Raw genomic sequence first — 23,461 nt, 5'->3', positions numbered from 1 at the left:
TTACGATGTCAATAAGAAATTGCCTTGCTGAATAATGTTATTCATTATTTCTACCAGATGTTTTCGTTCTGTTAATGGATTAAGAAAAGTAAATTTCAAGTATTGTCGCCCGTTAATTTTGGTAGCAGCAATAATGCTTTCGCCTTCTCGGAATAAGGCCTTACGAATATTAGCGTTAAGATCATCAATTTGTTCTTGTGACAGAGATTGCGGCGGTATGAAACGAAAAACTAACGTGCTGAGCACGGGTTGATGAACAACTTCAAAATGGGAATTTGCTACCATTAAGTGGTAGGCGATTTGTGCAGTATCCAACACTTTGTCAAATGCCAAACCCAATTGTTCCGCTCCCATCATTCTCAGGGTCAGCCACATTTTTAAAGCATCAAAACGGCGGGTTGTCTGTATACTTTTATTTACCAAATTGGGAATTTTTTCTTGTTCAGCACTTAACGGATTCAAATAATCTGCATGATAGGTTAAGTGACAAAAATGCTGCCGATCCTTAATAAAAAAGGCACCACAACTGACTGGCTGGAAAAATGCTTTGTGATAATCGATTGTAACAGAATCTGCCTGCTCTATTCCCTGAAGTAAATGAGAATGACGCGATGAGACTAATAATCCACAACCATAAGCCGCATCAACATGCATCCACAAACCATATTGTTTGGCTAAATCGGCAATAGCGGGGAGCGGATCAATACTGCCAAAATCGGTAGTTCCCGCCGTGGCTACCACAGCAAATGGAATATTTCCTTCAGCAAGGCATTGTTGAATACTCGTTTCTAACGCCTCAATAGACATACAGAATTTATCATCATGAGGCACTGAAATAATAGCTTGATAACCGAGCCCTAACATAGCCGCTGCTTTTTGGGTACTAAAGTGACTGACTGATGAGGTTAATATGCGTAGCTTACGAAAATCGTCCGGTAAGCCATGGATCAAATTTTTATGTTGTCGATCACGCTGACAACAAAACCAATCACGAGCCAGTAGCATCGCCATAAAATTGGATTGCGTACCACCACTGGTAAAAATACCATCAGCATCTTTACCTAAACCTAGCTTATCCACGGTCCAAGCAAGCACTTTTTGCTCAATTAAGGTTGCGCCGGCACTTTGATCCCAAGTATCCATCGATGAATTAATGGCACCAATCAACATTTCGGCGATCACAGCGGGTAATACTAATGGGCAATTTAGATGAGCAACATATTTGGGATGATGAAAATAAACTGCATCTTTAATATAAAGCTGATTTAATTCTGCTAAAACTGATGACCAAGAAGATAATGAATTATCTAAATTTACTTTTGAAAATAATTGAGATAACTCATGGGGCAATATTCCACTAAACGGAATTTGCGTCTGTTGTAATATTTCTTTTATCTTAATTATAACGTCATGAGCATTATCAAAATAACATTGTGCATTATCACGATTAAAGAAATAGGAATAAAAAAGGCTATCTTTAAAATAATCTTCCTTTATAAAAGAAGTTGTTGCTGATGGCAATTCAGCACACATTTTTACTTCAATAGGCATTGTATATCCTTACTCTTGTATAGTAATTTGCTAAAATAATTGCTCAACATTATTTTTAAATAGATTAAATGCCTTACATTAATCATTTAATAAAGCGGTACAAAACTAACAAATAATTATTTTTATTTTAAATAAGCAGTAAATTTAATAAATTAAATTGATGCCATCACCTCAAGAGGGCAATCATGGCAATTACCGACACCGGGTAATTTGTTTCTCTGACAGCAGCTACGCCGTTGTATGACATTATTTCTAACAATAATGGTACGATAAAGCGGGTTATCTTGCTTATTTAACATTTTTTTTTCAAAAAAAAGCATATTAATTAAATTATTATACTGATCCGCGTCTAGTTTTTCTTTGAAATTCATTAAATACCAATACATAATGTAGCCAATATTATTCCATAATAAACGGCCATTGATACCACGATAAAATTCTATTTTGTTAGAGACTGGAATAATATGCTGCTGTAATAGATCATGATAACGCTCTAATAAAGATAAAGGTTTAGCCATCCATGCTAGCTGATAATGAACAATATTAGGCCGACCACTGGCATGAAATTCAACGCGGAAACGATGATAACTGGTATTAATCGCCTGCGGATACTCTAATAGCATCAACATCATAGGCGGAATCACTAAGCCAAAATACCATTGAGCCCATAAAGAATAGAGACCCTTCTGATTAACATGTTGACTACTATTACCATAGTATTCATATTGATAGCGATCCATTAATGACAAAAACTGTTTTTCCTTTGACCATTGATAAAATTCCATACTATTGGTAGTTATATTTTCTGCATTCACTTTAAATGAAGAATTAAAATGGCTGAATTTACTATCAAATAACTTAGTAATATCTGCTATTTCAATTTTAGGTATAATAGCTATGGAACTTTGATTATTTTTATTTCCCATGCCATATTCTCCGATTTTCCAATTTTATATTGCCAATACTAAAATATAATAAAATATCTTGTTGGTTATTTATTGATTTTATATTTTGGAATAATTAGTGGTTTACCCGATTCAGGATCTGAAATAATGCGACAAGGTAAACCAAATACATTTTTAATATTCTGTTCGGTAATAATTTTTTCAGGTTTACCTTCAGCATAAATCTGCCCCTCTTTCATCATAATTAGACGCGAGGCATAGCGTAAAGCCAGATTAATGTCATGCAGTACCAAAACTAACGTTTTTCCTTGCTGATGCAAACGTTGGCAAAGATCAAGCATTTCAATTTGATGAGCGATATCTAAATAGGTTGTTGGCTCATCTAATAAAATGATCGGAGTTTGCTGAGCAAGTGTCATCGCAAACCAGACACGCTGACGTTGACCGCCTGATAATTCACTGACTAATTTTTGTGCCATAGGCCAAAGATCAACCGCCTTTAACGCATCTTGCACCGCCCGTTCATCTTCAGTTGACCACTGAAATAAAAAAGATTGATAAGGATAACGACCGCGGGAAACGAGTTCATAGATAGTTAACGGTTCAGTGATAATCGCGCCTTGCGCTAATAATGAGAGCTGCCGGGCAACCCATTTAGGTTTAGCGTGGAAAACATCCTTACCATCCAATCGAATTTCACCACACTGCGGTTGCATAATACGGCTAAAGGTTTTTAATAAGGTTGATTTACCACAGCCATTAGGTCCGATAATGACACTAAATTCATTATCATAAATAGCTATATTTACCTCTTTAATGATGCTTTTTTTGCCATATCCAACAGAGACATCACGGGCTGTCAGCCGTGAAGCAACCAAGGGAGAATGAGTGGATGATACCATTAGCTTATTCTCCTAAATTCCATATGCAATAAATACATTAAATAAATCCCACCCATTGCTGCCGTGACTAAACCTACCGTTAAACGCCCAGGCGTTGGCAATATTAACGTAATAAAATCAGCGCACAGCATTAATAAAGCGCCCACTAGCATCGAACAAAATAGCGCAACACCTTTATGCAAAATGATCCGCCTGGCAATTTGCGGTGCTGCTAGTGCCACAAAAGCAACCGGCCCAACAACTAATACGGACAGGGTGGCAAAAATAATCGCTATCAGTATGCTGATGATTTGCACCAAACGAACAGGAACACCGAGTGTAATCGCAATATCATTACCTAAACTGATATAGTTCAACTGCTTACCCAACCAAAACAGAATAGGTATAAAAACCAACATACCGCTAATTAGCACCACATCCTGCCAACCCCGATTAGCCAAACTACCACTTAACAGTGACCGAATTTGTTGTGCCTGCTCAATACGCGTATTCGAAATAGCAAAATCAACTAAAGCCATAGATAAAGCCGCAACAGCAATACCTGAAAGCACAATTTTAGTCGTTTGGATCTCGCCACTTACGGCACCATTAGCAAGATAAACCAATAATACGGCAACCACGGCGCCGCTCAATGCGCCAATAGAAACAGGTACGACATCTGGCCAGAATAATAGTGCCGCCATAATGCCAACAGCGGCGCCGGCATTAATCCCAATAATATCTGGACTTGCTAATGCGTTACGGGTGGTGATCTGAAAAAGCGCACCGGAAAGCGCCAGCGTCATACCGGCACCGATGGCAACTAAAGCTCTAGGTAAACGGATCTGCAATAGAATAAATTGCTGATAGCGGGTTTTTATCTCTAACCAAGGATTATCCAACCCTTCTCGCCCAATGGCTAAAGTGAGATACAAAAACAATACTAACAACAGAAGTAAGAATAAAATTCTACTAGATGTCTGCCATGACGGAGTAATAAATCGTATATTGGCGACACCAAATGTTTTAGTGCTCACTTTTTTCGCTGACAAATCGATCTGCATCATATTTTACTCTATCATTCTGCTAGCGGTTGGTTTTTTAGCTACCCAATAAAGCAAAGGAGCACCAATTGCTGCGGTGATAATACCGACCATCAATTCTTCTGGTGCAATGACTAACCGTGCTATCACATCAGAGATTAACAACAAACATGAACCGGCAAACATGCTATAAGGTAACAGCCAACGGAAATCACTGCCTATCCAGGTGCGCATTAAATGGGGCGCGGCCAAACCGATAAAAGCAATTGGACCTGCCATTGCGGTTGCTACAGCGGCTAGCATGCTGACACTTAATAGCGCCAATAGACGGGTACGCGCAACATTGCCGCCGAGCGAATGCACAATGCCATCACCAAAAACCATAATATTTAATGCCGCACTCAGTGAAAATGTTAAACTAATAGCCACTAATAAATAGGGGATTAGCCAGCCAGCTTCAGTTAATGACATTGAATTTAAAGCGCCCATACTCCAAAAACGATAATTATCCATCGCTTGGGGGTTGATTAGAATAACGCCCTGCACTAGCGCTAATAAACAAGCATTGATAGCAACGCCAGTTAAGATTAGCCTTACCGGATTGGTATTACGACTACTACCACTGATAAAATAAAACAGTAAAGTTGATAAACTGGCACCAATAAAAGCGGCCCAAAAATGTGAGACATTGGTTAATGCAGGTACAAAAGAACAAAAAACCACTGCGGTCGCGGCGCCGGCGTTAATGCCTAATAAACCGGGATCACCAAGCGGATTACGTAGCAATCCTTGCGCCACTGCGCCTGCTAATGCTAATGCAGCGCCGGCCATTAACCCAATAAAGGTGCGTGATTCTCGAGCGTTAATGACTAAATCATAATAATTAATTTGACTGTTATAGCAATAATGTTGCCAAACGGCTGATAATGGCAAGGGTTTTGAACCAAAACTTAAACTGGCCAAAATACAAAGGCAGGTTAATAGCAACATTAATATTAATCCCAGCAGGCGGGAAATTCGTCGTTTAGGGTTTATCATATTTAGCTAACTCCTGCTGCAGTAATGACATAAATTTTGGTAATCCCCAGCGTAAACTCAGTGGTGAGCCATACGACATCGACATGACCAGCGTTTGATCCGTTAATGGCATATAGACTCCCTGACGAACTGCGCGTATCGATTGGAATAGCGGTAAAGATTCGGTCTCTTGTCGCTCTTTTTCGCTGTTATACCAGGTTAACAAAATATCAGCATCATTCAGTAAGTCGGCATTTTCTAGACCAATATTGACAGCAAAATTACCAAAGGCAGCGGTGACTGTTTTTGCCAATGGCAATAATGACAAGCCTATATGAACCAAGGTGTCAACCCGCGGATCATTTTTTACATAAATGGATAAACTATTGGCGGTTGTCCCTGCCTTAATATAGGCAAACTGATAGTCTTGTATATTAGGAATACGATGACCGGCTGCGGCTAACATCGCATCAAGTTCAGCACATAATTTCTTTCCCTGCGGTTGTTTATCCAAGGCATTAGCAATTAATTTAATTTGCTGTTGTGGTGTTGTTTGCCATGGTTTAGCTGGATAGGTCACCACAGGCGCAAAATAAGATAAAGAGTTAAAATCCGCTTGGGTGATGCCAGATTGGGTTGCCAGAATTAAATCAGGTTTTAATTTTATAATTTTTTCTATATCCAATTCAGGATACATTTCAATGATCACGGGTAATCGAGCGCCACGCCGTTCAACCTCTTCCTTAAACCAGGGTAAATATCCTTGTGCATCGCCCCCCCAGTAATGAGATTCAATCGCTATAGGCACGATCCCGAGTGCTAATAAGATATCCTCACTACCACTTCCCAAGGCCACAATCCGTTGCGGCTGTTGGTTAATTTCTGCTTTCCCTAGCGCGGTAATAATCGTTTTGGGATAGCCAATAGTATCTGGCGGTAAATTTGTTACTACCGGCGGTTTATCACAAGCGGTTAATAAAATTATCAGCAATATTAATGGTACTGTGAACCCCATTTTATAAGATGCTAATCGTTGTCGCAGCAGTACCATTATTGATAACCTTTAAATCTATTATTTAATTAAAACTGATAATTTAGCGTCGCTTCAATATTACGCGGAGCACCATAATAATATTGTTTGTAATCACCAAATTGCGTGTAATAAGTCTTATCAAACAAATTATTCAAATTAACCGTTAGCGAAAGCGCCGGTGTAAATTGATAACGTCCCATTAAATTAACAACAGCAAAGCTCGCTTGTTCAACCTTCACTTGCTTCTTAACCGGCCCATCGAGCAGTTGCCAAGTACTACCTTGCCAGTTAACACCACCGCCAATTGTCAGATTGCTCATTGCACCCGGCAACGTATAAGTGGTAAACAGTTTAAATAATCTATTTGGTATTTCTCTATTGATCCGTTTTCCATCCCTATCTGTGCCGCGGAACTGAGTATAACCGGCATAAATTTTCCAATCATCAGTGAGCTGACCGCTGACTTCAACTTCAAAGCCTCGGGTTTTAACGCCATCAATAGCGTAATAAACTCTTGAGCCATCCGGGCGTGGCGGCGCATTACTATCTAATTGGGTAAAGTTATTCTGCCGGATCTCAAATAGCGCTAATGAATAATCGACACTATTATCCATCGCAATACCCTTTATTCCTAGCTCAAAATTTTCTCCGCTAACCGGTTTAAGTAGTTGCCCATTGCGATCAACCCGGCTTTCTGGATCAAAGATTTGGGTATAACTACCATATATAGAGATATCTGGCGCAATATCGTAAATTAATCCACCATACGGCACAAATTGATCGCTATAACTGCCATTTTTGGGCTGATTGAAATCATCACCGCGGGTTTTCCAACTGGTTAGCCGGCCACCAAGAATGAGGGTTACAGGATCCATTAATGAGAGTTGAGTCACTGCATAACCCGCCGTTTGTTCAATATAGCCTTTTGAACCATAGGTACGAGACTTTGACCAAGAGGGTTGCGGATAATTCCAGTTAGATTCGCGAAAATCGCCTAAGGATTTACAAGTTTTCTTCAGCATACATAACGCACTGTAATAATCGTTTTGAAAATGCTGTTTTTGATAATTAATCCCAAAACTCGCATGATGGGTACGACTGAATAAGCCATAATCACCATTCAGTTGTAAATCAAAACTAGTTTGACGGCGACTACCATCAATCAAGGTCATACTCCCTGGATACATACCCTGATTATTGTTAGGATTGGGGTATCCGGTGGCCCATAATACTTTTTGATCGAGGGTATTATTATCGTAAGTAAACGTTCCTTTCATACTCCAATTATTAGCAAATTGATGCTGTAAGCTGGTAAACATTGAGAATGAACGAACCTTGGAAAATGCCCAATCCGGCGCATAACTGGTATGACGCTTATAATCGGTTTTACTTCCGTCGGAGAAGAAAATCGGTAAGCCGCCAAACATACCCTGGCGAGTGTGATTAAATTGGTAATCAGCACCTATTGTTAACAAGGTATTAGCAGTTAAGTCTATCTCGACAATGCCATAAAATGGATATCGTTCATGTTGTTCACGATCAATAAAAGCATTGTTGCGTTGGTAAGCGGTAATAAATCGCCCTCTCACCGTACCTGCCGCATTTAAAGGCCCAGACAAATCAAGCCCGGTTCTCCACTTATCCCAGGAACCGACTGCCATCATCACTTCGCCACGGAAATCGCGAGTTGGTCGCTTACGGATCAAATTTATTACTGCTGAAGGCTGGCCTGGCCCGACCATTAAACCGGCCGCACCGCGAACAACTTCAATCCGATCAAATAAGATTGTATCCAATAAGTTATCGCCATAATTAAAGCGCGTATCATAATAGGTCGCTACACCATCACGCAGAATATTTTTAATCCGCATTCCCCGCGATGTAAAACTAAAACGATCGCTATCTGATTGCCGCACACTGATGCCAGTAATATTATCCACTGCACTGGTAACATTCTTAAGATCCTGATCTAGCATTCGTTGCTTGGTAAGCACACTCACACTTTGCGGTGTTTCACGCGCCGAAAGATTTAATCCGGTGGCGGTTGACATCGATGAAGTATTATACATTTTGCTGTCTTCAGTGATGCCTGTTGCTTCTGCTTTGCCGGTTATAATAATAATATCGTCATTTATAGCCGACTTTTCTGCGGCTAAAGCAGAATTGTTCCCTGATATAAATAGTGGCACCATCAAAGATAATATCTTCTTCAATGTCACCCTATCATGATACAAATGTGGGTTAACCATTTTCTCATCCCATCCCTAAAATTATTTATTGTTATAATCAGTTCGATATTGTTATTGTCTTGTTCATCTGCACCGTAACTGCATAGTTATCACGGAATGCATAGAGTGGATTACGCAATTTTTCGGCGAATTTCAGATTTTTTTCTCGATCATCAAGATCGATCATCTGCTGATTATTCGCCATTTGTAACCGATTCAAACAAATACGTACAAAATCCGGCTGAAACAGATCAAACTTCTCGAATTTTTCTATTTGTTCTAAATGTTGTGATTGGTAGTTATAGATACACTGAGCCACTAATTGCCAAAAATGACTTTCCGCGAAAGAAAGATGTTTTTGCAGTAGGGGGACGAGATAACGGAAAAAACAGTCAAAAATATCCAGCAGAATATAGTTAATTTTCATCTCATCTTTGACTTTAACATGAAGAAAATCAATTTCTTTGGGTAATTGAATATCACTATTTAAAATAGCGATCTCTTCACCAATATCCTTCATTAACATTTTTACCGGTTGATTGTTTTCTAACACCAACATCAAATTTTCACCATGCGGCATAAAGACCAAATCATAGGCAAAAAAAGTATGGAGTAATGGTGATAAATAAACATCTAAATAACGTGAGATCCAATCTGCTACGGTAATAGCAGAATCTTCAATCAGTGCAGCAACAACAGCTTTACCTTGATTATCAAGATGTAATAATGAAGCCATAGTCATCAAACGTTGATCGCTGTTTAACATGGTCATTGGGCTTTCTCGCCACAATGCTGATAACATTTTTTTATGCGGATTATTGTTTTTAATCGCTATTTCAAAATAGGGATTAAAATAACCTATTGCTGCATGCTCACGCAGGATCGTGAACCCTTTTTGCTGTAAAAAATTATCAGACTGAACTAGATGATTAAGCCATTCATTTACACTGGGTGTCGTAACCATGCTATGTGGATCTAACCCACGCATAAATCCCATATTCAGCACTGATAGTGCCGTTTTGACATAATTTTTTTGCGGCTGGCTAATATTAAAAAAGGTACGAATAGATTGTTGAGCCAGATAATCATGATGACCTTCGCCCAAATAAACAATATCTTGATTAGCAATATCAGCAGCAAAACTAATTGCAATTCGATGTTTCCATTGCCAGGGATGTAGCGGCATTAAATAATAATCCGCTAAATCTAAATCTAATGTCTGCATATATTGGGCAAATTGCGTGAGCAAATACTTCTCTAATTCTTGTTCCATTAATGCCGAATACGAGAATGACGATAATGAGGAGAAAACGGTTTTATTACGATGGGCTGCAATCCAGACCAATTTGATTGGATTGGCGCTTTCTGGTGCGTAATGTAAATAATCATCAGCATCAAAACCGATCCTGCCATTATTTGCGATAAATACTGGGTGGCCCTCGGTCATCGCAGTTTCTACTATTTGGTAATCTGCTCGCACCAGATCATGTGCCGTTAATCGATTATTTTGATACTTAAACGCATAACCATAAAGTGTGCTGGATATTTCATCAAGATAGATAGGTAGCATTGAAGCAGAAATATCCAATAAGGGCGATAATTCAATAATAAGGGCGATGGCATCAATAACTTGTGGTTGGCCATTTTTACTTCTACTTATCGAGGTAGGATTAATATCTAAATGATCAAGTTGATAGCTTTGCGCTTGAAAACGATAGTGTGATTGGCCAATCTCAATCGAATAACTATCACCACAATTTAGTGGCTGAATTATTTTTTCGTGAAAAAGTTCACGCAATATTTTGGCGACTAGGTGCTGGTTTGCATATAACCAATTCTTTTTAGTCAGATGTGAAGTTTGTGATTTTACTTTTGTAAATAGTGAGTTCATTTAATAAAGCCCTTTTATTTACTATCCCTTTCAACATTCATGTATCAACATAAGCAATGGTGCTAAAGCTTAATATTTGATTGATTTATAAGGTGATAATTGAAACCTCTGAATATAGAAATTTGGATACAACCATCCAATTTTAGTTTTAAATTTTGCTCACTAAAATTTAATTATTTAGACTAATAGTTACATTAAATTATAATAAATTGACATTTGTTTACTTATGCAAATGATATAGAGAATCATTCTCATTATCAACCAGAAAAATATTAAGTTTATTAATCATTGTTATTATGAATAGAGAAACAACTAAGTAATGGCAGGTAGGCAACATATATATCAATGATATTTTAAATAATATCAACAATTTTGTTGCCTAGCCGAAAGATGGCAGGATTGGTTATTTTATTAAATACTCATAATTTTTATCATATATTGAATATGGTTACTTACATATTCAATAGCTGCTCAAAATTAATGTTTTCAAAACAGTCGACGCGTAAATCAGCACCGACTAAATTGTCTTGCGGCGATATGCCGACAGAAAAAATATTCGCTCTATTTAATGCTTCAATGCCAGCTTGTGAATCTTCAAAACCAATTGCTTCACTCGGCAATACATCGATTAAATTAGCAGCGGTTAAAAAAATCTCGGGATCCGGCTTGCCTTTAGACAAAGAGTGAGGATCAACAATGGCATCAAAATAATCTTTAATATTAAGTTGCTCAAGAATCATGGTAGCATTTTTAGATGCAGAGGCAATCGCACAAGGAATTTGTTTTTTTTTTGCTTGCTGAATAAAAGGCAATACTCCGAGTAAAATACTTTTCTCTGTCAGTTTCCTGAGTGATTGTACATAGTGATCATTTTTACGGTTCATCAGAATATTTTTTTCTGCCACACTAAAATCATCGACTTTATCACCATAAAGCAAAATTTTTTCCAATGACTCAACTCTGCTTATTCCTTTTAAGGTTTCATTAAACGTTGCATCAAAATCAATATCGATTTGTTTAGCCAGATATTGCCAAGCTTTAAAATGATAAAAAGCGGTATCGACAATAACACCGTCAAGATCGAAGATCATTCCCTTCTTCATGCAACTACCTCATTTTTATAATCAATATTGGCAATTTTACCGGCAGAAATCCGATATCCCTGCTTATTCACCAGTATTTCAGTATCGCGATCACAACTCACAAATAACTTCTCTTGAGTAATAAAAAATTGGTAATTAACACCTAAATGGCACAGTTTAAACTGGAGATGTCGCCAATGACTAGGTAATGAAGGATTGATCTCTAATAACGGTTGACGAATATCTACCCCACCATATGTCATAATTGTCATATTAAGGGTAGCGGCCATTACGCCAGTATGAATCCCTTCTGACGTGGTTCCACCTTGAATATCCTGATAATCAGAAAATAGCGCCTCTTTATATAATTGCCATGATAAAGCTGACAATTTAATATTTTCAGCCAAAGAAGCATGAACAACCCGAGATAATGTCGAGCCGTGGGAAGTACGAGAAAAATAATAATTGAAATTTTTTTCAACATAATTATCAGAGGTAGCATAATTCATTTTTTTTAATAAATTTTTTACAACGTCTTGACTCAGGTTATGAAATATCATTAGCAAATCTGCTTGTTTAGCCACTTTGTAATTATCAGCTGATTTCCCTTCAGCACGCAGTATTCTGTCCAACCGATAAATATTACCGTATTTATTGCGATATTTTTGCCAATCAATTTCTTTAAGGGCAAAATAACCATCAAATTGACCTATGATATTTTGCTCATTAATCGACAAGGCTAAGTTTTCTTTAATGGTTGTTAATTGCTGCCAGAAGTCAGTATCAATATCAACTCGATTTAAAATATTATTTAAGTCTTGTTTCGATAGAGACAAAACAATTATATCAATTTGATTAAATAACCATGCCACCATTAAATTAGTATAAGCATTATCCTGCAAACCAGCTTCTTTATTACCTAAACTATATTCATGAAATTCATCTGGTCCCATCACACCAGCAATATGATATCGATTGCTCGTCGCATCCCAGGCTGTTTTACTCAGCCAAAACTTGGCTATCTCGATTAATAATTCCAGCCCATAGTCGATCATAAATGGCTTATCACCCGTATTTAGCCAATATAACCATACATTATAAGCAATGCTTAAAGAAATATGACACTGTAAGTGGCTATGATCAGGATCCCATTGTCCTGTCAGCGGATTGATATGTAAGGTTTGCGTCTGCTCACTACCATCGTGACCCGATTGCCAGGGAAACATAGCTCCTTGGTAACCCGCTTGTGAAGCGGCCTGTTTTGCGGCAGGTAATCGCCGATAACGGTACATCAGTAATTGGCGAGCAGTTGTTGGAAAATGCATAATATAAAATGGCAGAATGAATATCTCATCCCAAAAAATATGCCCTCGGTAAGCTTCTCCATGTAAACCTCTAGCAGTAACAGAAACATCTAATTTATGTTTGCCATTTGTTAAAGGAGAACAAGAGGCTAATAGATGATAGGTATGTAAACGCAGCAGTTTTTGCGCCATCATATCACCAGCAATGACAATATCACTTTCCCGCCAAAGCGTTTGCCAGGCAAGCTGACTTTCTGCTAACTGAGCGGCAAAGTTAGGTAGTTGCCATGTATCTACCTGCTGCCAATCTTGTTTAAAAACAGTGGAAATTGCGATAGCTACATTTTTCTCTAACCGATAACAGTTGCCTTGCTCCGCAGAAAAAACGACTTGTTGAACAATACTATTTTCATTTATCCTATTTTCGACACTATCTGGCGCAAAGAAATCACCGCTAATTTCTGTCGAAATACCAATACCTATTTTACTTTGATAGGTTCGCGCTAATAAATAGGTTTTATGTTTATCAGCAATTAAATCTTTTATCTCATAATGATAAGAATTGAGCGAACGATAACGTTCAACACCATAATTAAACGTTCCGCCATCTGTTTTGGTACAAATAGTTATTTGATCAGAAAAGTTTAACGGACAAAATTGATACTCAATACTGTAGTGTGTCATTCTTGCCATATTAGTAAATTTTCGGCAATCTATTTTTAAGCGACGCCCTTCTTCATCTTCAATTTGTAATTCACTCGATAAAATCCCTGTCAGAAAGTCTAATCGACGATAAAGAGAAATGACCTTAAAATCAGTAAGATTAACAAACTTACCCTGGCCAATACGTAACGAGATATATTGTGCATTGGGTGCATTAACGAAATCTTCATTATGCACTTGGTGGTCATCTATTACCGAAATAGCTTGATTATAAAGCCCGGCAAGATAAGTTGCCGGATAGGTATCATCACTGATTACCATTTCAGGTAATGTACCCCTTAATCCTAAATATCCATTCGCTACGGTCAATAAAGACTCAGTGGTATATTCCGCTTTACCTGGATTATATCCGCAATAATCAATGCTCCAACCTATTGTTTGTTGTTTCTCTGCCAAAGTCTTTTTTAATGTTTCTTCACCATTATCAACCAAAGCCTCTGCTCGAACGAAAGGAACATTAAATATTTCAGCAAAACATTTCTCCATGTCAACGACATCTTCATCAGCAATTTTTATACAAAATGGCGAATAAAACGCTAACGCATCTCCTTTTAATATTCCCCCTTGATTATGGGGAAAATCTAATTTAATTTGCTTAATTAACGCTAATAAATCTAATTTTTTAATTTTCTGATAGGTTATCGGATAAGATTTATTATTCATTTGGGCTTGGTAAACCACTAATTCTTGTGGTTTAAAAACAACATGCAAATAATTCATATTCAAATTCACTATTAAAAATGTATTAGTCAAATAATCCTTTAATCAGAAATAAGTGTGCCTTTTCGTTGTTGGTAACGGTAAATCACTATCGTCAATATGATTGGAACGACAATCGCAATGATTGTTGCAAAAGAATAAACTAGCCAATAAATCGGTTGGATAGAAAGAATACCAGGCAGTCCCCCCACACCAATACCGTTCGAAAGTACGCCAAAGACACCACAAATAAAACCGGCAACGGCAGAACCTACCATAGCGCAGAGCAAGGGAAAACGATAATAAAGATTGACACTATAAAGCGCCGGCTCAGTAACCCCGAGATAAGCAGAAATGGCGGCCGGAATAGTGACTTCACGTTCATTTTCTTTACGACTGACAATAATAATGCCCACCACAGCAGAGGCTTGTGCAATATTAGAAAGTGCAATAATTGGCCAAATTGGCGTTCCACCCTGCGATTGCATTATCTGGAGATCAATGGCCAACGTCGTATGATGAACGCCACTGATTACTAATAGAGGATAGGTAAAACCAAAAATAGCAGAGCCAATTGGTGCAAAACCACCGAACATGACAAATCTGACTACTTCTGCAATTTCGTTACCAATCATTCGCCCTATTGGGCCGAGTATTGCATGAGCAACAAAAACAGAAATACTCAAAGTAACAATAGGAACAACCACAAATTTTAAATAACCAGGAACATAACGGCGTATGAATATTTCAAACCAACCTAAAAATAAGCCAGCAAAAATAGCGGGAATAACTTGGGCCTGATAACCTACTTTTTGAATAGTAAATAGACCAAAATCCCAAACAGCAGGTAACTGACTGCCTAAATTATAGGCATTCATTAATTGTGGTGAAACTAATGTAATTCCAAGAATAATACCTAATATCGGCGTTCCACCTATTTTTTTTACTGTTGACCAGCAAATTGCAACCGGTAAAAAATGAAAAATAGCCTCACAAGGCAGCCAAAGGAAATCATAAATCGGTTTTAGTGTAGGATAAAATGCCATTAATGGTTGATTATTTACTACTGGCATTTCGCCTAAAACATTTCTCAAGCCCAACAGCAAGCCGCCACAAATAAGCGCTGGCAGCAATGGAAAAAAAAATTTCAGCAAGATTGGTAATTAAACGTGTCCAAATTTTTGTCTTTTTTTTAATCGCTCTTTTGGACTCTCTTTTATTGTCGTCACAGTTTGTTATATCAAATTGTTCTTGAATGGCTTTATAATATTTATCTACATTGGTACCAATAACAATTTGTAGTTGTCCTGCTTGATTAAAACAACCTTTAACATCGGGTAGTTTTTTTAAATCCTCTATATTTACCTTTTCTGGTTCATGTAAAATAAAACGTAATCTAGTCAAACAGTGGGTAAAACTATTAACATTATTTCTACCACCAATCGTAGAAATAATCTTGTTAATATTAACATGACTTATTGTGATATTTTTTAACATAATTTCAATAATTTTATATTTTTACATAATAAAATATAAAATATCTCATCAATAATCATATTTCATAGAGATCAATCACAAAATAGATATAAAACAAAATGACTGTAATTTTTTGAAAAACTATTATTTATTTTGAATAATATAATGATAATTTTATAATTTTAATAAGCATCGGTATGAGAATTTTTCTTTTTTAAATAAATATAACTTACTTATGTCAATTTATCTTGAGAATAATTTTTTATTATTCTAATTATTTAGAATAAAACAACAGATAATGATTTTATGTCATTCAATTATCAACATAAATTTCTAAAAGAAATATTTATTAAATTAAAATAATATTTATATTAGCCATTAACTTTAAATATAAAAATTGAAATTTTACTAAAATTCTATTCAGAGATGTTATTACTTAGTTTCAATTATTTTAATAACATTTAGGATTAATCATTTTTTTGTTTTTATTTAATATTTTTAATAAACTGTTTATAGATATCTAATTAATATAAACTTTAATGTGTTAAAAAGTTGAAATATATTTAAAGTTAAATGACAAGTGTTATTTGAAAGATTTTTATTTGTATCTCAATTATAGCAAAAATTACTTTTATCCTTGTTGCAAATATTTTTATTCGATGCTTATCACAAAATATATTAATAATCATTAAAAAATAAGAAAATATTTATATTATACATGATAAATATTTTTTTATTCAAAGCAAAAAAATAAAAGATAGGGAATTAATATGCCTTATAAAAAAAGTTATGTTTATTTCATTTGATGCTATAGCTGTTTCAGGAATTACAGTTGAAGCAGCAAAATTAGCATGTTATTTAAATAATAAAGGATTTGAATCCTTTATTGAATTAGGCTATGACATAAAAATTGATAAAGGAAATTTTGCTAAACCCTATTCTTGTTATGAAAAATCAATTTTTGATAAACATTTTAAATTAGTAAGAATTAATGATATACATTTGTTAAAAAATTATACTCCTGAATTTATTGATAAAGTAAATAACTCTTTAATTAAATGTACGACAAAAATAAATTTAATAGAGAAAAATAAACTACTTGAACAAATAGATATTGTTGCCAATGAGTTATCTGAAATAATTTTTAAGATATGGAATAAACTGCAGATTACTCATCTGGTCATTGAAAATGGAACATTACCTGAAAATATTATTTATACTAAAGCGCTATATAAAAGTATAGAAAAATATGGCTCACAAAAAAATCTAGCCTGTTTTGTATTATGGCGAGATCATGACCTAATGTGGAACAGTGAAACATTATCAAAAAAATACGGCCAAGAACCTTGGCATTATGCAATAAAACCTATTAAATCAAAATATATAAAATACGTTACGTTAAACAATTCATTAGCTAAAAAACTAAAAGATTGGAGTAAGCAGGATATCAATATTGATGTTATGCGTAACACTTATTTATTTAATAATAATAATCATGATAGAATAAATATAAGAGATAGATTTAATATAACAAAAAATGATTTTTTAATCGCTAGAACCACTAGAATTATTCCTGAAAAAAAATTAGAAAGGGATATTTACCTAGTCAAAAAGCTTAACGATTTATATACAAAAAATAATAAATCATGCTCTATATATTTAATTATTGCTGGTGATGAAAAAGAAAATAGTGATTATTCACATTATTTAAGGAAATATATAAAAGAATTAGAACTAGAGAATTTTATAAGATTTTCTGGGCCACTACAACATGATTTTATAGAAAATGAAAACAATAAACCCACTATTCAAGACCTCTATTATTCTAGCGATATGGTTTCATTCTTAACATCCTATGATTATGATAGTTATGGTAATCCCATAGGAGAAGCAATTAGTCATAATCGTTGTTATATATCTACAAGTTACGAATACTATCATGAAGTTTATGGACAACATGGCTTTAAAACTGAATTAATGAATATTTCGCCAAAAGAAGATGGACTACCGGACGACGACTTTATCCAGCGAGTTTATAATTTAATTAATGATCAAAATAAGACAGCAGCTTTGGTAAAACATAATTTTAATATAGGAAAAAATTTATTATCTAATCAGGTAATAAATAAAATATTTAATATCTAGTATTAAAAATGAGATATTTAACCTTTAATATGGATAATTTATGCGTAAAGAAACCTTTATATCTATTGTATTCCCTTTTTATAATGAAAGTGAACGATTAGAAAGTGTCATAGAATCAATCTATAATCAAAAATTTAAATATAAACTATTTGATCTGAGTAATGCTGAATTAATTTTTGTTGATAATAATTCAACCGATGATTCTGTTAATAAAATTATTGCTTGTCAAAACAGATATAATAATCTTGATATTCATATTATTAATGAAAAAATTCAAGGCGTTTCTTCAGCAAGAAAAAAAGGAATGGATTATGCATCCCTACGAGCTGAAAAACGACGGGTTCAATTTAACAACTGGCAAAAACATTATATAGTTTCAGCTGATGCTGATTGTACTGTAGACCAATATTGGCTTGACGAACTTATCTATACCATGATCACCGAAGATGGTGATTTAGGTACCTGTAATTATTTTTATGAGAAAAATGATTTTATCGAGCGGCCTAATTTATATAAAGAAATAAATAAAACATTACGCTGCCGTGATTTTTCATTCTCCTTGTTTGGTGGCTTTCCCGATGGAAAAGGATTTGCTGTTGAAAAAAAAATGTATGATCTTGTTGATGGCATTGAAATATTTTACCAATTACAAAATGGTAAATTTGTCGAACATTTATCTGACGATTGGGATTTTGGCATAAAAGTTATTGCTTATGGTGGAAAACCAGTATATTCACCAAAATCATATGTAAAAATTAATAGTAGAAGAGTAGATACCTTATTATATGATGTTATTAATGGCATCGCCTATGGTGAAAATGGCGTTATTACGATGAAAGACGTAAGGCCATTAGATAATCAATTAAATCATTATCAAGATTTAAGCCTTAATGATGCACAACAAGCTTGGTTTTATTCAATAAAAGATTATATCCCGAAAAACATTATATTACCGGCGTTATTAAATCCTAATATTTTGATTAATAACCAAGAAGTTATTAATTTTTTCACACCTGAGGTTGCTAAGGATCTCTATAATAGAATTAATGAGATCAAAAATGAAACCAGTATTACTGATTTCAAACCCATACATTCTTACAAAACCCCCGCCTTCCGACTCTATTTTGAATTTAAAGAAGAGATATTTAACTCACTTCGCCGTTATGTAGGTGAAGACATCGGCTATCCGCCACCAATCCCTGAGTGCTTTAATGCTATTGATAATAAAGATTTTAATAGATTTGTTTATTATTTTTGCGAGGATAGAGAATCTGGAGAAGCACACAACTATTTTGCTAATGGTGGAGTGTTCTAATGCGAGATACCTATATTGCCTCTCTTAATGATATTGATGAAAAATATCCTAAACCAAATATATGCAATATTTTAAGTAAACAAGAAAATACAGATTTACTTGAATATGTAGTTAAGGATCCTTTTGGCTGTCATATTTTCCCCGGCGATATCGATAATTATCCCTTAACCTCATTTTATAATGATATGAATAAGGAAATAAAAAAGGCAGAAAATATTCATCTCTGGGTTTATATTCCAACTTGTCGTTATCGATGCCACTTTTGTCAGTTTCCAACCGTTATAGTGAACCCTAACACTGCAAAAGCTGATAGTTTATTTAAAGAAATTGTTGACCTTAATATTAAAGAAGCTACGTTTTGGTTAAAGCAGGTGCCAAATCTAACTAATGTGAGTATTGGCGAATTTAATATATTTGGCGGTACTCCCTCTCTTCTGCCTGATAGAGAATTAAAAAGATTAATAAATTTTTATAAAAATAATTTTAACTTCTCATCCACAACTATGCGATTTGAAGGAGAGCCTGGTAGTCTAAATAAAGAATATTTGTCGTTGTTAAAAGAACTTGGTTTTTCTAAATTATCCTTTGGTACTCAATCATTTCAGGATCATTTAATTAAAGCCTGTGGCAGAAAACACACTGCTGAAGAGTTTTTTAAAACCATTGCAGATGCTAATACATTAGGTTTTGAATTAATTAGTGTTGACCTCATTTATGGTTTATTCGGCCAAACTGTTGATGATGTAAAAAACGATATGGAAATAATAAAAAAACTGAATATTTCTCATGTTGTTTGCACTAAATTACATATGAAAGAGTTTATGGAAACAAGAACCGGCGTATCGGGAGAGAGAGATAGTTTGTGGCAGAAAAAAATAATTTCTGATGCGGATAAATTGATACCCAGTTTAGGAAAACAGTATCAAATGCGAGATTTAATAGATAAATATCTAGCTAGGGAATATAACGAACACCCGACAATGTATTTTTATAAGAAAAATACTTATCCTGAAAAATGGAAAAGCCTTATTACTGATCTTAATAAGCAATACCCTGAGATAGCGATCGGATTAGGTGGAAGTTCAAAATCTATCTCCTCTGAAATGATAAATATAACAAACTATAAACAATACAAAGAATCTATTATTAAAAGCCAACTACCTTGTCACTCCATTAGAGGTTTTTCAAACGATCAAAAAAGAATAAATGCTTTTAAAATGGCATTATCTAGCTTGATCCCGGTCGATGATAATGTTTATAAAGCAAAATTTGATGGAGAAAGTTTTTTTACCAATAAAACTATTAATCATGCTCTAACAAAATTACAGCTTAGAAAACTTATTTTCATTGATAATAACAGGTTTTTTTTAACTAAAGAAGCGGCAATATTAATTGAGTCCATTATTAATACCCAATTTTGTTAACATTATTTAATTAAAAAAATCAACACTATTTTTTGATGCCGTATTTTTCTGGCATATCTGTAATCATAATAACGTTATTATGGCAACAGATTTATAACTCGTTATTAATAAGTAGCAGCCAATACTCTACCATGACACCCTATCTCATTGGCAGCGAACATTATACTGGATGCCTAATGACATAATGTTTGGCACGAGGCCATAGCCCGTTATCTACGGCAAAATGTAAGGAAATTATTCATGGAAAAAAATATAACTCGCCCTTACCCGTTTTCAGTCTGTATTACGTTGCAATCGATACCGAGGCAGGTATTACAACAGAGCAATTCGAAACATTCGTTCGCCAAAAAGGTGTCTATCTTCCATGTTATCCAGGTTGGCGCTGGACGCTATTGCGAGGTCTGCGCGGCAAGCGAGTTGGACAATACCTGATGCTGTTTGAAATAGACAGTGTTGAACATCGTAATCGCTATCAATCCAATGACGGCAACAAAACAGAATTAGCGAATCAATTCTGGCAAGAACAACCACAAAAAATCCATCAAATCCTTGCCGAATGGCAACGTTATGGTACTTTTAGTGAAATTCCAACTATTTATACTGATTATCAACTACTGGCTGAAAATAAAAAAAGTACCGTCTGTTATGGCCCACGCTATATGGAGCGACCTAACCAAGAGACTATTGCCAGAATAATAGGGATCCACAACTTAGCGCTACGGCCTGGAGTTAAGGCAGAAACTTTTGAAACTTTTATTGCTGAAAACCATCATCGAATAGAGGATTATCCAGGATGGAAATTTCGCTTATTAAAAGGTGAGCGCGGAAACCGTCTAGATCAATACGTGGTAATGATGGAGATTGAAAGTCTTGCAGCTCTTAATCTATTTTATCCCAAACCAGATATAGCCACTGATAACGCTTTTCATTTTGCACGGGCACATCAGGACACTAAACTTATGTATAAAGAGTGGAAACAATTTGCCTCTTTCTCCGGCTCTCCCCAAATTTATACTGATTATTTGTCAGTAGCGGAAAGTTTAGGTTAAATTAATAAACCAGAAGTTCGACTCGCAGTGATCAAGCTCTATAATCAAACCATCCCTGCTTATCGCTGCTTGGCAATATCATTATCAATGATGAAAGATAGTCGATTTAAAAGTGCTAAATAATAAATTTATTAATATCTTAAAGTATAAAAATTATTTAAACTGTTAATTACTTATCACATGAAAATTAATATTTGTATAAGCTATTTAAAAAATATATTTTTGCTAGCTAAAGTTTTGTTTTTTATAACATCAATAATGTGATTCGTTATAAAAATAATAATTATCTAAATTACCATACTTAATTAATCATTATATAAAAATTAAATTATTTTAAAATAATTTTTACATTTCATTATTAAAAAACATTTATCTTACAAAATTTTAAGATTATTGAATAAAGGATTATATGAATTGTAATTACTAAAAAACAGTCTTTTAATTAAAGAGTTAATTTATTATTTTATTTAAATTAATATATCTATGAATCATTAAAATAACAAAATAAATTATAATAATTTATTAAAATCATAATTAAATAAAAACTGACAATAATTAAAATTCAATAATTATCGCTCAAGAAAACAATAAATATCATGTAATAAATAAAAACCAGAAGATAAATTTCAAATAGAAAGTTCATACAGAAAAACTGCTATATTATATATTTTTGGTTTAATATTAGATTCCCTGGTGTTTATTACATCATATTAATCACATATTAAATCGATAAGCCATTGTAAAGATTCTTTTTTTTCAGCCTTATAATATAATTTGCCACGAACTTCAATATTGAAAGGTGCGGGAGGAATAGCAAAATTCACTTTATGTTGCTTACCTAATGATATATTTTTATTGGATTTAGGAATAAACGAAATACCTTTTCCATCGCCTAATATCTGAAAAACATCATCAATACTTGGAACTGAAATTATATTTTTTTTATGCTTATCCATTAATAGATTTTTTATTCTTTCAAAACCTTTCGATAACAACATACTTTCTGTTTGTATAATATTATTATTAAGCAGTAATTCCATTTTATCTTTATAGCTATTTATAATATCTTCAGCCGCACCTAACTCTAACTTAGAAGATAGTGCTAAGCTTTCAATATTAGCAGGTAAATTCTCCTCTTCTCTTGAACCAATAAAAATATCTGCCTGAATACGACATATAATATCTGATATTAAATGATTAGAATACTTCTTAATATCAACAAGAATTCCCGATTCAATTGAGTCTATTTTTGATATTATTGATGCCAGATCAGGAAAATATGCATCATCTGTCGCTATATTAATAACAGACTCTTTTTTACTAGAAAAACCTAACATTAATTTTTTTGTTGTAGCACTTACATCTTGATAATGTGGAAATAATTCTTGATATAATTTTTCCCCATTAGAAGTTAATCTTGCTCCTCTTCCTGAGTGTCGAAAAAGTTGAACACCTAACTGCCCCTCTATTTCCTTCATTCCCTTACTAAGGGCAGAAGGAGATATACATAACTCATCTGCCGCTTCTTTAAAAGTTCCTTTTTGGGCAATAGTTATAAATTGCTCAACTCTTTTTGAGAAAAACATATTATCTCCTATATGAAAATCTGATAAAAATAAATTTTTTACGAAAAACATATTATCTTCTCTATAAAAAAATTAGATAGAAGCAAAATTTTATTAGAAAAACAACTCA

General features: G+C 34.4%; 15 protein-coding genes and 1 pseudogene. 4 read left to right on the top strand and 12 right to left on the bottom strand.

The window, feature by feature from the left end; translation table 11 throughout:
- The 11 genes and pseudogenes from G468_RS0100525 to treB all read right to left on the bottom strand — a co-directional run bounded on the left by G468_RS0100525 (window position 1) and on the right by treB (window position 15,854).
- Complete coding sequence (locus G468_RS0100525; protein WP_167876717.1) at window positions 1-1,533, bottom strand: pyridoxal phosphate-dependent decarboxylase family protein; 1,533 nt, start codon at window positions 1,531-1,533, stop codon at window positions 1-3.
- Window positions 1,534-1,703: 170 nt separating this feature from the next.
- Window positions 1,704-2,477, bottom strand: a complete 774-nt coding sequence (gene fhuF / locus G468_RS0100520) for a siderophore-iron reductase FhuF (RefSeq protein WP_034249121.1) — start codon at window positions 2,475-2,477, stop codon at window positions 1,704-1,706.
- Between the two features lie 65 nt (window positions 2,478-2,542).
- Window positions 2,543-3,358 (bottom strand): ABC transporter ATP-binding protein, encoded by an 816-nt coding sequence (locus G468_RS0100515; RefSeq protein ID WP_034249119.1) that lies wholly within the window; start codon window positions 3,356-3,358, stop codon window positions 2,543-2,545.
- Entirely contained in the window at window positions 3,358-4,404 is a 1,047-nt protein-coding gene (locus G468_RS0100510) for a FecCD family ABC transporter permease (protein WP_051296896.1), read from the bottom strand. The genes G468_RS0100515 and G468_RS0100510 overlap by 1 nt, the downstream gene beginning before the upstream one ends.
- Before the next feature lie 3 nt (window positions 4,405-4,407).
- Window positions 4,408-5,418 (bottom strand): FecCD family ABC transporter permease, encoded by a 1,011-nt coding sequence (locus tag G468_RS0100505; protein WP_026821414.1) that lies wholly within the window; start codon window positions 5,416-5,418, stop codon window positions 4,408-4,410.
- Window positions 5,405-6,448: an iron-siderophore ABC transporter substrate-binding protein gene (locus tag G468_RS0100500; protein WP_034249117.1), complete on the bottom strand. Its 1,044-nt coding sequence runs from the start codon at window positions 6,446-6,448 to the stop codon at window positions 5,405-5,407. Before G468_RS0100500 ends, G468_RS0100505 begins: the two co-directional genes overlap by 14 nt.
- Window positions 6,449-6,477: 29 nt before the next feature.
- Window positions 6,478-8,622, bottom strand: coding sequence for a TonB-dependent siderophore receptor (locus tag G468_RS0100495; protein WP_407062042.1), 2,145 nt, complete (start codon window positions 8,620-8,622; stop codon window positions 6,478-6,480).
- Window positions 8,623-8,716: 94 nt separating this feature from the next.
- On the bottom strand, window positions 8,717-10,549 hold the full coding sequence (locus G468_RS0100490) for an IucA/IucC family protein (protein ID WP_026821411.1): 1,833 nt from the start codon (window positions 10,547-10,549) through the stop codon (window positions 8,717-8,719).
- A gap of 452 nt (window positions 10,550-11,001) precedes the next feature.
- The gene (gene pgmB, locus G468_RS0100485; protein WP_026821410.1) at window positions 11,002-11,652 is read right to left on the bottom strand and encodes a beta-phosphoglucomutase; all 651 of its coding nucleotides are present in this window, start codon (window positions 11,650-11,652) and stop codon (window positions 11,002-11,004) included.
- On the bottom strand, window positions 11,649-14,378 hold the full coding sequence (locus G468_RS0100480) for a glycoside hydrolase family 65 protein (protein WP_026821409.1): 2,730 nt from the start codon (window positions 14,376-14,378) through the stop codon (window positions 11,649-11,651). Before G468_RS0100480 ends, pgmB begins: the two co-directional genes overlap by 4 nt.
- 41 nt (window positions 14,379-14,419) lie before the next feature.
- Window positions 14,420-15,854, bottom strand: a pseudogene (gene treB, locus G468_RS19335) (PTS trehalose transporter subunit IIBC).
- Window positions 15,855-16,622: 768 nt separating this feature from the next.
- Between treB and G468_RS0100470 the strand changes: the two are divergent.
- The 4 genes from G468_RS0100470 (at window position 16,623) to G468_RS0100455 (ending at window position 21,766) form a co-directional block, all read left to right on the top strand.
- Entirely contained in the window at window positions 16,623-17,978 is a 1,356-nt protein-coding gene (locus tag G468_RS0100470) for a glycosyltransferase family protein (protein WP_034249116.1), read from the top strand.
- A gap of 40 nt (window positions 17,979-18,018) precedes the next feature.
- On the top strand, window positions 18,019-19,293 hold the full coding sequence (locus G468_RS0100465; RefSeq protein WP_026821407.1) for a glycosyltransferase family 2 protein: 1,275 nt from the start codon (window positions 18,019-18,021) through the stop codon (window positions 19,291-19,293).
- Window positions 19,293-20,717, top strand: coding sequence for a radical SAM protein (locus G468_RS0100460; RefSeq protein ID WP_026821406.1), 1,425 nt, complete (start codon window positions 19,293-19,295; stop codon window positions 20,715-20,717). Before G468_RS0100465 ends, G468_RS0100460 begins: the two co-directional genes overlap by 1 nt.
- Window positions 20,718-20,953: 236 nt before the next feature.
- Window positions 20,954-21,766 carry a hypothetical protein gene (locus G468_RS0100455; protein ID WP_026821405.1) on the top strand — a complete coding sequence of 271 codons (813 nt, stop codon included), beginning with the start codon at window positions 20,954-20,956 and terminating at the stop codon, window positions 21,764-21,766.
- Window positions 21,767-22,476: 710 nt separating this feature from the next.
- Here G468_RS0100455 and G468_RS0100450 read toward each other — a convergent pair.
- On the bottom strand, window positions 22,477-23,403 hold the full coding sequence (locus G468_RS0100450; RefSeq protein WP_081700598.1) for a LysR family transcriptional regulator: 927 nt from the start codon (window positions 23,401-23,403) through the stop codon (window positions 22,477-22,479).
- Window positions 23,404-23,461 lie beyond the last annotated feature (58 nt).

This window comes from Arsenophonus nasoniae DSM 15247 (genome assembly GCF_000429565.1).
Taxonomy (GTDB): domain Bacteria; phylum Pseudomonadota; class Gammaproteobacteria; order Enterobacterales; family Enterobacteriaceae; genus Arsenophonus; species Arsenophonus nasoniae.
The sequence above is the reverse complement of the archived record's forward strand: the minus strand, read 5'-3'. Positions and strand labels throughout refer to the sequence as shown.